Annotated in this window: 11 protein-coding genes; 10 read left to right on the top strand and 1 reads right to left on the bottom strand. The window is 67.3% G+C overall.

Annotation, left to right across the window (positions count from 1 at the left end; genetic code table 11):
• Positions 1-289 precede the first annotated feature (289 nt).
• From VGS97_RS15500 to VGS97_RS15455, 10 genes are all read left to right on the top strand, one after another.
• Positions 290-535 carry a hypothetical protein gene (locus VGS97_RS15500; protein WP_326854221.1) on the top strand — a complete coding sequence of 82 codons (246 nt, stop codon included), beginning with the start codon at positions 290-292 and terminating at the stop codon, positions 533-535.
• Entirely contained in the window at positions 532-927 is a 396-nt protein-coding gene (locus VGS97_RS15495) for a type II toxin-antitoxin system VapC family toxin (protein WP_326854242.1), read from the top strand. Before VGS97_RS15500 ends, VGS97_RS15495 begins: the two co-directional genes overlap by 4 nt.
• 264 nt (positions 928-1,191) lie before the next feature.
• Complete coding sequence (locus VGS97_RS15490; protein ID WP_326854220.1) at positions 1,192-1,356, top strand: hypothetical protein; 165 nt, start codon at positions 1,192-1,194, stop codon at positions 1,354-1,356.
• Positions 1,357-1,932: 576 nt separating this feature from the next.
• Positions 1,933-3,690, top strand: coding sequence for a hypothetical protein (locus VGS97_RS15485; RefSeq protein ID WP_326854219.1), 1,758 nt, complete (start codon positions 1,933-1,935; stop codon positions 3,688-3,690).
• 130 nt (positions 3,691-3,820) lie between these two features.
• Positions 3,821-4,033, top strand: a complete 213-nt coding sequence (locus VGS97_RS15480) for a DUF3375 family protein (protein ID WP_349262149.1) — start codon at positions 3,821-3,823, stop codon at positions 4,031-4,033.
• Positions 4,030-5,184 carry a DUF3375 domain-containing protein gene (locus VGS97_RS15475; protein WP_326854217.1) on the top strand — a complete coding sequence of 385 codons (1,155 nt, stop codon included), beginning with the start codon at positions 4,030-4,032 and terminating at the stop codon, positions 5,182-5,184. The genes VGS97_RS15480 and VGS97_RS15475 overlap by 4 nt, the downstream gene beginning before the upstream one ends.
• Positions 5,177-5,758 carry a DUF4194 domain-containing protein gene (locus VGS97_RS15470; RefSeq protein WP_326854216.1) on the top strand — a complete coding sequence of 194 codons (582 nt, stop codon included), beginning with the start codon at positions 5,177-5,179 and terminating at the stop codon, positions 5,756-5,758. Before VGS97_RS15475 ends, VGS97_RS15470 begins: the two co-directional genes overlap by 8 nt.
• A complete protein-coding gene (locus VGS97_RS15465) occupies positions 5,759-9,190 on the top strand; it encodes an ATP-binding protein (protein WP_326854215.1) in 3,432 nt (1,143 codons plus the stop codon).
• 4 nt (positions 9,191-9,194) lie between these two features.
• A complete protein-coding gene (locus VGS97_RS15460) occupies positions 9,195-10,385 on the top strand; it encodes a Wadjet anti-phage system protein JetD domain-containing protein (RefSeq protein WP_326854214.1) in 1,191 nt (396 codons plus the stop codon).
• Between the two features lie 116 nt (positions 10,386-10,501).
• Positions 10,502-11,986 carry an ATP-binding protein gene (locus tag VGS97_RS15455; protein WP_349262150.1) on the top strand — a complete coding sequence of 495 codons (1,485 nt, stop codon included), beginning with the start codon at positions 10,502-10,504 and terminating at the stop codon, positions 11,984-11,986.
• A 438-nt stretch (positions 11,987-12,424) separates the two neighbouring features.
• On the opposite strand, the gene VGS97_RS15450 is transcribed toward VGS97_RS15455, so the two are convergent.
• A complete protein-coding gene (locus VGS97_RS15450; protein WP_326854212.1) occupies positions 12,425-12,790 on the bottom strand; it encodes a cupin domain-containing protein in 366 nt (121 codons plus the stop codon).
• Positions 12,791-13,405: the final 615 nt, after the last annotated feature.

Here is a 13,405-nt window from a genome sequence, read left to right as displayed (position 1 = left end):
TCGCGTGGAGCCGCGCGGCCACTTTCGGGACCACTGCCGCTGCTCAACATCCCAAGGGCCGCTGCAGGGCGTAGCCGTGATGGCATAGCTTGGGGGATCACCCCAAAGCGGCATTAGCCGGCTGCACGCGGTTCGGTCACACACGCCCGAAGAGACTCCTGTGTACCTACAGGGACAAGACTTTGACAAGCATCGGTACTCGGCGTACAGCCGAGCGATCGCCGCCGCCCCGAGGTCAACCTCAGGCAGGTGACTCGACACGTCGCGATGCAATATGCATAATGAATGCATGACCTTGATCCAAGTGCGCGACGTGCCCGAAGAAGTACGCGACGAACTGGCCCGCAGAGCAGCCCTCTCTGGTAAGTCCCTGCAGTCCTACCTGCTTGGCGAGCTGACCAAGCTCTCCGAGCGCCCTAGCATGGCCGAGATCATCGAGCGTGCCCAAGCACGCGCCAAGGCCACAGGCTCCACTGTCACCATGCCCGACGCCGTCGCCGCCGTGCGCGCGGGGCGAGACCGGTACGAGTCCTGAGCGGATACGTCCTCGACGCGAGCGTCGCAGTGACAGCGCTGACCGAGCCGGGCTCGACCGCCGCCAACTTGCTCGCCGACGCCGACGCCACCTTCCAAGCCCCCGCGATCTTCGATGTCGAGGTCCTCAGTGCACTGCGCGGACTCGTCCGCGGTGGTAAGTACGACCGAAACGCCGCCGACGACCTGATCGTCGACCTGATGATCCTGCCGGTCGAACGCTGGCATATGCCCGCCCTCTTGCCTCGGATGTGGCAGCTACGCGAAAACCTCACCCCCTATGACGCAGCGTACGTCGCACTGGCCGAACTCACCGGAACAACCCTTGTGACCGGCGATGAGCGAATCACCGCCGCACCCGCTCTACGCTGCGAGATCCACATCGTCAAATAGCCACCCGAAAGGTCTGCATCGACCGGACTTCGGGCTCGCCTAACTGCTTCCGAGTGCCAAATGCACCGCTCTCAGCACACTGCCACACTTCACTCATATCGCAAGATGATCGCTCGGGTGCAATAGATACGCCCCATGACGATACAAACCGACATCGTTATACCGAAGCGAGCTGCGCTGGCTTTCGCGGCCACAGGCGCGGTCTTGCCGGGTGCCACCTCCCACCTCGGACACCTCTACCCGTCTGATCGCCTCGGAGAGGACATGAGTGTGCTCACGCTCGCCCAACGTCTCAGCCACACGGACCCGGCACGAGCACTGCGTAAATACGTTCACCACATCTCCGACGACTACGAGGACGAGCGGCGATGGATCGACAGAGCCCTGCGAGCCTCGGCCGGCCCGCGGTCCGGCGCTGATTTGGGGTGAACGTGGGCTTCTGTGGGGCAGAGCCACATCTATGCAGGCCAGCGAGAAGCTCAAGCTGTATTACGACATCTAGACACACGCTCTGACCTGCGGAAATAGCAGATCAGGGTGTGAAATCGCCCCAGGCCGGCAACTCGCTGGCCTGGGGCGATTTCACTCGCGGGCTACTCACCCGCCTCGCATGTGGGGAGCGACTCCGGCTCGAACTCGCTCAGGTGGCGCAGCGGATTGTGATCGTGGGGTGTGGTGGCTGGGCATGGCGATCACGGCCATGGGCGTCGAGGGCTCGCTACGCTGATTCCTGCCGGTGCGCCGACGCCAACCCCTGTCACCTATTCCGCGAGGAGCAGCACGTTGCGGTTCCTGTACGAGCCCGACGAGGAAGAACTCTTCGAGCGAACCCGCGACCTGCTTGTCGAGGACTTCGCCCGCACGAGGCGGCGGTTGGGCGCCGGGGGCGACAGCCGTGGCGGCGGCGGTGGACCCGCGGACGATCTGGCGCCTTTCGTCGCGCAGTGCGCGTGCGATTACCGCTTCCAGACCGGGGACGGGCTGCTGACGCTCTGGTCCGCGGCCTTGGTGCGCGACTTCCTGCTGGAGTTCATGGTCCGCGAGGTGACGCTGGCGCTGGGCGACGTGCCGAGTGTCGTGCCGGGCCTGTGCGCGTGGTTCGGCTATCTGGCGGACACGGGCCAACTCGATCCGCGAGGGCCGTCGGCGGCGCGGCTCGTCGAGTTCGCGGAGGCGCACGCCGCGCGCGCCGAGGCCGCGATGGGGGATCCGGAGCAGTGGGGCATCGCCAAGTTCTGGATGACGACCGCGTTGGAGCGCGGTGTCGATCTGGAGGACGAGCGTGCGCTGAATCGCTTTCTCCAGTCGGCGCGGGACGGCCGGGTCGACGGCGTCGACGAGGAGCTGGTGGGGCGGATCGCCGAACGGCACCGGGAGCGTGCCCTGTTCGAGCAGTTCGGGATCGGCGGGAGCGGACGGTCGGCGCAGTCCGCGCAGACGGGGCCGCGTACGATGCGGCAGCTGCCGGTCGTGCTCGCCTCTCGCGGCGAACTCGCCGTCGCCGCCGCGCGCGTCGCTTTCGTGCGGGATATGCGGGCATTCGTGGATTGGGTGGGCGATTCGCGCAAGCTGAAGGCGGACGGCAAGCTGCGGGCCGCTGACGTTCGCGAGGCTGCGACCGCGTTGCGGCCTGACGACGAGGACGCGCCGGAGCCGGCTGTCGGGTTGCTGTCGGCGTGGGCGCTGGCTGCGAGGCTGGTCAAGGTGCGCAAGGGCGAGCTGAGCCGGGTGAAATCGGCTGCCGGGACGCTGCGTGACGAGGTCAAGCTGTGGGATCGCGCGTTTGGCGCGGTCGCCGACCTGGGTGCCGAGCTGTTGCCGGGTGATTCGTTCCTCGGGCGCGGGCTGGCATTGCTGCTGCCGGATGTGCTGGCAGCGCTCTACAGTCTGGAGGAACCGGCCGAGTTGGGCATGCTGCGTTTCTCGGTGCGACAAGCGGCTGAGCCGACACCGCTGTTCGGCCTCGCGCCGGGACCGCTCTCGTCGACCGATCGGGCGGCGGTGGACCACGAGTTCGACCGCTTGCTGGAGTTCCTGCGCGGCGTGGGGGCCGTCGAGTTCTATCGGGGCCGGGGCAGGAGCAAGAAGCCTGATGCGGCGGTGCGAGCGGCTGATGCTGCCGCGGTGGCGCTCACGCCGCTGGGCACCTTCGGCGTGTACAGAATATTGAAGGACTTGGGGCGGCATCTGCCGGTGGTCGGCGAGCTGACGGGCGCGGACGCGTCGGGGTTGCTGTCCGTCCTCTACGACGAGTACACACCGGACACGGCCTCAAAGGAACTGGGCTTGTGGCGCGGTGCGCAGGCTTCGCGCGAGGAAGCGGACGACTTGCTGCGGCAGGCGCTGCGCCGGGTGCCCTTCGAAGAGCGCCGTTACGGGATGCTGCACATGCTCTTCGAAGCATTGCCCGAGGCGGATGGAGAGGCATTCGTCCGGTCACTGCGAGCCGATCCGCTACTCGGCGCACCCGCGTTGGGCCTGCTGCTGGAGGCCGGGCTGGAGTCACCGGACGAGCAGGCTCCCGGGGAGATCGCCGCGGCGATGGTCGGGACGCTGGCCGCCCTCGCCGGTTCGCTCGGGCCCGAGGGGCTGGTCGAGCAGCTCAGGGGCATGGAACTCGAACTGCAGGAGGCTCTCGTCGATGCTCTGGCCGACCTGCCGCATCCGAGGTCGTTCGAGTTGCTGGACGTGATCGCCGTGCATCATCCGGATCGGCGGATCGCGAAACGCGCACGCAAGAACCGGATCAAAGTGATGAACTGACTGTTCCGCTACAAACGGGGCGATAAGGTCGGGGCGTAGAGTTCGAGGAGGTGGAGGCGCTGCGCCGCGGCAGCGCGGCGTGGCGCCTGCTGCGCGCGGACAACGCGCCGCTCGTGCTCTCCTCGGGCGGGTGTTCGTCGCGGACAACGCGCGGTCGGTGCCGGCCGCCGAACTGGTCGCGCGGTTGGACGACGAACTGTTCGCGGTGAACGAGCGGCTCGGGGCGGGCACGTTTCCCAAGAGCGCCAAGGCGTACCTCGATGACTGGTCGGCCCCGGATCGGATGCCGCGTGGCTGCGCAAGTACTACCCACCCGACTCGGATGAGGCGCACTACGACGTGACGCCCGCGGTCGAGAAGGCGCTGGCCTGGGTCGGCTCGCTGCGGGCGCGCAGTTTCGTGGGTACCGAGTCCCGGCTCAACACCGTGTTCGAATTGCTGCGGCAGATGGCGTTCGGCGCCGAGACGGACCGGTCCGTGCAGCTGGCGGAGCTGCGCCGGCAGCGCGACGCGCTGGACGCGCAGATCGAACGGGTGACGGCGGGCGACGCGCCGCTGATGGAGGGTACCGCGCTGCGCGACCGCTACCAGCAGTTCTCGCAGACCGCGCGGGAACTGCTGGCCGACTTCCGCGAGGTGGAGGCGAACTTCCGCGAGCTGGACCGGCGGCTGTGCGAGCGCATCGCGACCTGGGACGGCTCGAAGGGCGAGCTGCTGGACCGGGTCGTCGGGGACCGCAGCGCGATCGCGCAGTCGGACCAGGGGCGCAGCTTCCACTCGTTCTATGACTTCCTGCTCTCCGTGCAGCGCCAGGAGGAATTCGGGCGGCTGTTGGAGAAGGTGCAGCATCTCGCGCAGATCGACGAGCCGGACCCGCGGATGCGGCACATCCTCTACGACTGGCTGGACGCCGCGGAGCGTACGCAGGCGACGGTCCGGCAGCTGTCCGAGCAGCTGCGGCGGTTCCTGGACGACCAGATATGGCTGGAGAACCGACGGGTGATGGACATCCTCAGGTCGATCGAGGGCCATGCCTTGATGCTGCGCGGACATCCGGCTTCTGGCTTGTCAATTGAGATGGACGCGACCGCGGCGCAGATCACGCTGCCGGTTGAGCGCCCGATGTACCGGCCGAAGTCCAGGGTGGCGGTCACGGAGGCCGCGGTGGCCTCCGCGCCGGACGACGTGGACGTCTCAGCGCTCTTCGATCAGGTGTACGTCGACACGGAGCTGCTGGCGGAAGGCGTGCGCTCAGCGCTGCGGCGCGAGCGGCAGGTGGGACTCGGCCGGCTGGTCGAGGCGCATCCGCTCGCACACGGACTGGCCGAGCTGGTGACCTATCTGTCGTTGTCCGATCCCTCGTTCGAGGTGGTTTTCGACGAGCAGGTGCGCGAGTCGGTGACGTGGCAGGACGCCGAGAACCGCACGAGGGTCGCCACGCTGCCGCGCGTCACGTTCACCCGCCGCGCGCACAATTGGGACATCGATGGCTGACGCGGAGCTGTCGGTCGCGGTGACCCACCTGATGAAGGGCGTGGTGTACCGGGACTCGCACGAGACGGTGTGGCGCCATCTGACGGCGCTTCAGGCGCGTGTGCGCGACTACGTCGCGGTCATGGGGCTGACAGTGGTCGTCGACGAGGCCGAAGGATATGCGTTCCTGCGCTCGAAGCCGGTTGATGAGGCCGAACCGGCCTTGCCGCGGCTGATCGCCCGCCGCTCGCTGTCGCTCCACGTGAGCCTGCTGCTGGCGCTGTTGCGCAAGAAGCTCGCGGAGCACGACGCCTCGGGCGGGGACGCGCGGCTCGTGCTGATCCGCGAGCAGATTGTCGAGACGCTGCGCGTATTCCTGGGCGACACGACGAACGAGGCGCGGCTGTTCGACCAGATCGACGCCGTCATCGGCAAGGTGGCCGATCTCGGCTTCGTGCGCAGGATCGCGAACTCGGACGCGTTCGAGGTGCGGCGGATCATCAAGGCGTTCGTCGATGCGGAATGGCTGGTCGGGTTCGACGCGGCGCTCGCCGCCTACCTCGCGCAGTTGACGGTCGGGGAGGTCGAGGCGTAGATGGCCGAGGTCGACTCCGACCCCGAGCCCGGGCCCGCGTGGAACGGGACGGATGCGCCGGGCGCGGCGGGACATCGGTTGTCCCGGCTGGAACTGTACAACTGGGGAACGTTCGACCGGCACGTGTGGACCCTCGGCCTGCACGGCGCGAACGGCCTGCTGACCGGGGACATCGGATCGGGCAAGTCGACCATCGTGGACGCGGTCACCACGCTGCTGCTGCCCGCGCACCGCATCGCTTACAACAAGGCAGCCGGCGCGGAGACCCGCGAACGGTCCCTGCGTTCCTATGTCCTGGGCTACTACAAATCCGAACGCAATGAGGAGACCGGGGCGACGCGGCCGGTCGGGCTGCGCGGACCCGGGGCCTACTCGGTGATCCTAGGCGTGTTCGCCAACGCCTCGCTCGACACGCGGGTGTGTCTCGCGCAGGTGTTCTGGCTGCGCGACGGAGCGCAGGGCCAGCCCGAGCGCATGTTCGTGGTCGCCGACGCGGAGCTGTCCGTGGCCGCCGACTTCACGGACTTCGGGCCGCAGATGGCCGGACTGCGCAAGAAGCTGCGCTCGCGCGGGGCCAAGGTCCACGACTCCTTCCCGGAGTACGGCAAGGACTTCCACCGCCGGCTCGGCATCCCCTCGCCGCAGGCGATGGACCTGTTCGGGCAGACGGTCTCGATGAAGGCCGTCGGCGACCTGAACGACTTCGTCCGCGCGCACATGCTCGAGCCCTTCGACGCCGGACGATGGATCGCCGAGATGGTCGCGCACTTCGACGACCTGACGCGGGCTCACGAAGCGGTGGTCAAGGCCCGCAGCCAACTCGCCGAACTCGGTCCGCTGCTGGCGTCCTGCGACGAGTACGACGTCTTGGACCGGCGCATGCGGGAGTTGGCGGCGCAGCGCGACGCGCTGCCGTTCTGGGCCGCGCGGAAGAAGGTGACGGTGCTGAACCCGCGCATCGATCGCCTGGTCAAGGAAGTCGAAGCCGCACAGCATGCGGCTGAAGGCCTGCGCGCGCAGATCGATGGCCTGCGCGCTCGGGCCCGCGATCTTGAACTCGAACGCGCCGGGCACGGCGGTGACCGCATCGCGCAGATCGATCGGGAGATCGAAGGCTTCGGCAGGGAGGAGGGCAGGCGCCGCGAGCGGGCGACACGCTTCGCGGCGCTGCTCGCTGAGGCCGCACTGGCGCCGGCCGAGACCGCTGAACAGTTCGCCGCACGCCGGGACGAACTGGCGGCCGCACGGATCGGCTGGGAAGAGCGTCAGGCCAAGGCGCAGAACCGGCTGACCGAGATCGGCGTCGAGCGCGCGTCGCTGGACGCCGAGGCCAAGGAGGTCGCGGCCGAACTGCGCAGCATGCAGGAGCACCGTAACAACATCCCCCGGCGCAGTCTGGAATTACGCGACCGGCTGTGTGCCGAACTCGGGTTGACGGCGGCCGAACTGCCCTTCGCCGGAGAGCTGATCCAGGTACGGCCCGAAGAGGCCGCGTGGGAGGGCGCTGCCGAGCGGGTTCTACGCGGATTCGCCCTCTCGCTGCTCGTGTCGACCGAACACTACGGCCCGGTGTCCGAATGGATCGACGCGCACCACTTGGGTACACGCGTGGTCTACTTCCGCGTGCCCGCCACCGTGCGCGTGCCGAACGCCCGTGACGCGGACGACGAGGCGCACCGCAGGCTTTCGGTGAAGCTGGAGCTCGCCGAAAGCCCGTTCCACGCGTGGCTGGAGGTGGAGTTGGAGGTCCGGGCCGGCCACCTGTGCGCCGCGACGCTGGCGGAGTTCCGCAGGGCCGAGCGCGCCGTGACCCGGGCCGGACAGATCAAGGACGCGCGCGGCCGGCACGAGAAGAACGACGCCGCGCGGATCGACGATCGCAGCAGTTACGTCCTTGGTTGGAGCAACGAGCGGAAGGTCGAGGCCCTCGTGCGCTCGGCCACGGCATCGCAGAACCGCATCACCGAGTCGCAGAAGCTGAAGGAGCAGGCCGACCGGGACTTCAAGGCCGCGTCCGCGCAGCTGACCGTGCTTGCCAAGCTCGACGGATTCGAAGACTACGCCGATCTGGACTGGCAGGAGACCGTCAACCGGATCGCCACGCTGTCGGCGGAGCGGGAACAGCTTCACGCAGCCAACCGCGAACTCGCGCGCATCGACGCGGAACTCGCCGAAACGAACCGGCAGATCACCGGGAAGGACGCCACCCGGGAAGAGTTCGTCGGTACGGCGGCCAAGGCGCAGGGTGAACTCGACGGCGCGCGAGCCGAACTCTCCGACGCCAAACTGACCATTCAAGAGCCCGGATACGCTGGCTCGGCTGCGTCGTTCCCGGGCCTGGACGAACAGCGCGGGCAGACCCGGCCGGGCAGCACGGCCGGGGTCGATCGGCTGACCGCCGAACTGGCGATCGGCCTGACCGAGGAGCGGGACCGCGCCGCGCGTCAGCAGACGACCACGGCGAACCGGATCGTCGCCGCGATGGCGCGCTTTCGCGACCACTATCCGTTGGACACCCGCGAGATGGACAACTCCGTCCTCGCCGCCGACGAATACCGGTCCCTGCACGAGCGCTTGGTGACCGACGACCTGCCGCGGTTCGAGGCGCAGTTCAAGACCTACCTCAACACGAACACGATCCGCGACATCGCCGGCTTCCACTCCCAGCTGCTCAAACAGGACAAGCTCATCAAGGAACGCATCGAGGTCATCAACGCCTCGCTGACCGGCATCGACTACAACCCGGGCCGCTACATTCGGCTGGAGGCGCGCAGCTCCCCCAACGTCGAGATCCGCGACTTCCGCAGGGCGCTGCGCGAGTGCACCGACGACGCGCTCTCCAGCGAAGACGACGAGCAGTATTCGGAGCGCAGATTCCTCCAGGTCAAGGTGCTCATCGAGCGGCTGCGGGGCCGGGAGGGCCAGACCGAGCCGGACCGCGCGTGGTCACGGCGCGTGACCGACGTGCGCAACTGGTCGGTGTTCTCCGCCTCGGAGCGCTGGCGCGAGACCGACGAGGAACACGAGAACTACACCGGGTCCGGCGGCAAGTCCGGCGGGCAGAAGGAGAAACTCGCCTACACAGTCCTCGCCGCGTCACTGGCTTACCAGTTCCGGCTCGACACCGACGGCGACGTGTCCAGGACGTTCAGGTTCGTCGTCATCGACGAGGCCTTCGGCCGTGGTTCGGACGAGTCGACCCGTTACGCGCTCGGGTTGTTCGACCGCCTCGGGCTTCAACTGCTGATCGTCACACCGCTGCAGAAGATCCACGTGATCGAGCCGCACGTGGCCGCGGTGGGTTTCGTCGACAACCCGACCGGAGCAGGATCCCGGCTGCGCACGCTGACGATCGCCGAGTACCGGCGCCGCCGGCTCGCCGAGGCCGCCGGCGACTACGCGGCCGTGCGGTTCGCCATCGCGGAGGGCTGAGACGTTGGCACGGCGCGAGGCCGACAGCTGGACGACGCCCGCCGACGCGGTCGCGAAGATGCGGGTGCGGTTCGAGCGTGGTGAATTCCTCACCGCATTCGCCGCGGGTCGCGCGTTCGAGCCGCTGGGCATCCCACTACACGGCCCGAGCGCGGCGCAACTCGGCGCGGACCTGGCCGCGGCCCGCGCATGGGTGCAGGAGTGGGAGCAGCGCCGCCCGCCCGCACTGCGTCTGGAGTACAAGGAGATCGGCGGCCGGGTTGTCGGAACGAACCGGGTGCCCGCACGTGCGTGGATCGACGGGTACGAGGAGCTGTGGGCCGTGCTCGGAGTCGGCGCGCGAGTACACCGCTTCACCCGGTTGCGTGAGCGTGCCGAATCCCGCTCCCCCGCGCTCGCCGCATGGTGCGCCGCGAACCCACTCAAGACCTTGGCGAACGCGGACGAGTGGGAGCGCCTGGTTGCCACCGCCGGGTGGATCGGCGAGCGGTGGCGGCCCGGCCTCTATGTGCGCCAGATCGATGTTCCGGGCGTGGACACCAAGTTCGTCGAAACCCACCGCGGAATCCTGACGGAGTTGCTCGCGGTGTGTCTGCCGGCGGAACGCATCGACTACGACGCGCCCCCGTCGGACTTCGCCGCCCGCCACGGGTTCGCGCGCAGACCCGACCTCGTGCGCATCAGGGCGCTGGGCGCGGGCGCCGGGCTGCCGGACGCATTCAGCGAGATCTCCGTGCGTGTGGCGGAATTGGCGGATGCGCCGCTGAGCGCGTCACGGTTTTTCGTCGTCGAGAACGAGATCAACTTCCTCGCGTTCCCCTCTGTCCTCGCCGCCGTCGCGGTCTGGGGAGGCGGCTACGCCGTAAACCGCCTCGCCCCGCTCGCGTGGCTGCGTGAACGAGAGGTCGTGTACTGGGGCGACATCGACACCCACGGCTTCGCGATCCTCAGCCGCATGCGTGCGCGCTTCCCCGCGACACGGTCGATGCTGATGGACCGCGCCACGCTACTCGCCCACCGCGATCACTGGGTGCGCGAGCCGAAGCCCACCCGAGCGGCGCTGCCCGGCTTGACCCCAGCAGAGACGGCCCTCTACGAAGAGCTGCGAGACGACGTCCACGGTCCGGCCGTCCGCCTGGAGCAGGAGCGCATCCGCTTCCACCATGTCGAAAACGTGCTTCGCCACCTGCGTTGAACAGAATCACCCGGCGTATCACAACCAACTCGCAGCGCAGCGAGCTTCGGAGTTTGCATAGATCGAGTTATCATAACTCCAGTCATGTAAATGCCACGGAGGCGCCTGTGCGGACATTGCCCAAGCCGGATGAGATGTTCGATCGGACGAGCGAGTGGTCGGCGCTCAGCAGTTTCGGCACTGACGAGCGGCTCGGAGCCACGCTGGGGATCGTCTCCGGACGCCGTCGCCAGGGCAAAACGTTCCTGCTGCGAGCGCTGTGCCAGGCCACCGGCGGCTTCTACTTCGCGGCGGATGAGGCCACCGACGGCGAGTCGCTGCGCCAGATCGGCGTGGTCCTCGCCGACTACCTGCATAGTCCGGCGCCGCTGGTCTTCGGCGACTGGCATTCGGTGCTCGAAGCCTTGCTCGCTCTAGGCCGGGAGCGGGCCACCCCGGTCGTGATCGACGAACTCCCCTACCTCGTCAGATCCAACCCTCGACTACCGTCGATCATTCAGAACGCGCTCGCTCCGCTAAGCGAAGATCGGGACGCAAGCCGCACCCGCCTGCTGCTGTGCGGCTCGGCGATGTCCTTCATGGGTCGTCTGCTCAGCGGCAACGCGCCCTTGCGGGGACGAGCCGGCTTGGAGCTGGTTGTACCGACCCTGGACCATCAGTTGGCCGCCGAGTTCTGGGGTATCGACGACCCCGCCACTGCGCTCAAAGTCAACGCCATCGTCGGCGGCACTCCCGCCTACCGCCGCGAGTACGCCCGCGACGACAGCCCGACGAGCCCGAATGATTTCGACGCGTGGGTCCTGCGCACTGTGCTGTCCTCCGCCAGCCCGCTCTTCCGCGAAGCCCGCTACCTGCTCGCCGATGAGCCCGAACTCCAGGACACCAGCCTCTATCACTCGGTACTGGCCGCCATCGCCGCCGGGAACGCCAATCGCGGCGGCATCGCCTCCTACCTCGGCCGCAAGTCCGGCGACCTGGCCCACCCGCTCAACGTGCTGGAAGACTGCGGGTTGATCACCAAGGAACCCGACGCCTTCAAGGACAACCGCACCGTTTTCCGGATCAACGAGCCGCTGGTGACCTTCTACCACGCCGTCATGCGACCGATCTGGTCCGACCTGGAACACACGCACGACGCCGCCAGACTGTGGCAGCGCAGTCAACGTCGCTTCGTCGGCAACGTGCTCGGACCTCATTTCGAACACCTCTGTCGTCATTGGACCCGCCATCTGGCCCCCGGCGATCTCCTTCGCGACCATCCCCACCGAGTCGAGCGCGGCACCGTCAACGACCCGGCACACAAGACCAGCCACGAAGTCGACGTCGTCGTCTTCGGCCTGGATGACGACAACCGGCAGCAACTGCTCGCGATCGGCGAGGCGAAATGGGGCGAGACCATGGGCATGCCTCACGTTGAACGCCTCCGACACATCCGCGGCTTACTCGACGCTCAAGGTCGCCTTGCGGCTGGCATCGCCAAAGTCATCTGCTACAGCGGCGCAGGATTCACCGGCGAATTGCGCGCAGAAGCGGCAACGGAATCGGACGTCCTCCTCGTCGGAATCGACGATCTCTACAGGCGGGATTCACGCGATGCGTAGTCGCCCGGCGCGTTCACCAGGTCACAGCTGACGACGGAGAGGAACAGAGGAAGACTGACAGGACCCTGCGAGGGTCATCTGTCCCGCGGTCCGTCGTCGATGTGGGGTGGTAGTGGGATCTTGTGGGGTGGCGGGCCGTCTACGCTGGTCAGATAGAAGTCCGATCTGTACTACGACATCTAGATACCGCTCTAACCTGCGGAAACGCTAGGCATATCGAAGACTCGAACCTGTTTGATCAGGCTTCTGATCAGCGAACTCATGCAGGGTGCAGGGCCCGCTCACAGGCCCTGCACCCTTTATGTTGGGCATGATCTCGTCCCCGAGAAGCGGCCGAGAAGCCACCTGTAGCAGGCTTGATGTTCTGCGTCCTTTCCCAGGTGAGTATCGACCACGGTGAGATCTGCTGTATGCAGGATGCCGTCTGGGGTCGGGCTGTCACGTGCGCTTTGCGTAGTCCGCGAAGCCCTGCCAGTCGACGACCACGCACGGGTCGTCGCTGGCGGTCCAGGCGTCATGGCCTGGTGGGATATGGGCGTACTCGCCCGGACCGAAGTCGAACTCCTCGCCGTCGTCCATCCGCACGTGCATATGGCCCGAGATGCAGTATCCGGTGTGCTCGGCCTGACAGCTGTCGGTGCCCGCGATCGGCTTGACGTGCATCGACCACTTCCAGCCGGGCTCGAAGGTCGCCAAGCCCACCGGGCCCGCGGCCGTGTTGACCAACTCCAGGCGCCCCATGCCAGCTTCGAACAGCCGGACCTCGTCCGCCTTGTCGAAACTCCTGTGCTCAATCCGCGACATCATTCTTCTCCCTCCTCGCGCCCGGTACAGGCCAAGCGCTGGCGAGCCGCATGCCTGGGGACGCGCGCGTGACGTTCACTCAAGTCCTGTGCTCATGACTTGTCACTACTGCATCCGGGTCATAGTGCGGTTCAGCGCGTGACCCACAGTGCATGAGGATCGTGCCCTGGAGGTTAGGGCACGTATAGCTCTACGCTCGCTGTGATTCGTATTGCGCGAATCGACATGTTGCCGCCTCGCCGTTTGTCTGTCGACAGGCGGGCGGCCGATAGTTCTGCCCGCGCTCGGCTGTGGGGGTGAGCTCAATGAGGTTTTCTCGGTGGCGCGAAGTGGGTGATCAGGGGTGACACGCCCAGGACGGGATGATCTGTGCGTCCCGTGAACAGCAGTGGAGCCTGCCGGTAGAAGAGGTCTCACCACAAGATCTTCATCGCCGGAAGGCTCCACGTGACGACCTATTCTGTCATGCTCGACGTGCCCCGAGAACTGATCGCCTACGTGGCCCGGCTGCTGCGCGCCGAGCGCGCGGCCCGCGGTACCAGGAGGGGTACCCGGGCGTTGACCTGCTGGAAGCAGGCCATTTTCGTGATCGTGTGGTTCCGCGACCGCCCGAAC

This window comes from Actinocrinis sp. (assembly GCF_035946395.1).
Classification (GTDB): domain Bacteria; phylum Actinomycetota; class Actinomycetes; order Streptomycetales; family Catenulisporaceae; genus Actinocrinis.
This window is presented reverse-complemented; position numbering and strand designations above follow the sequence as displayed.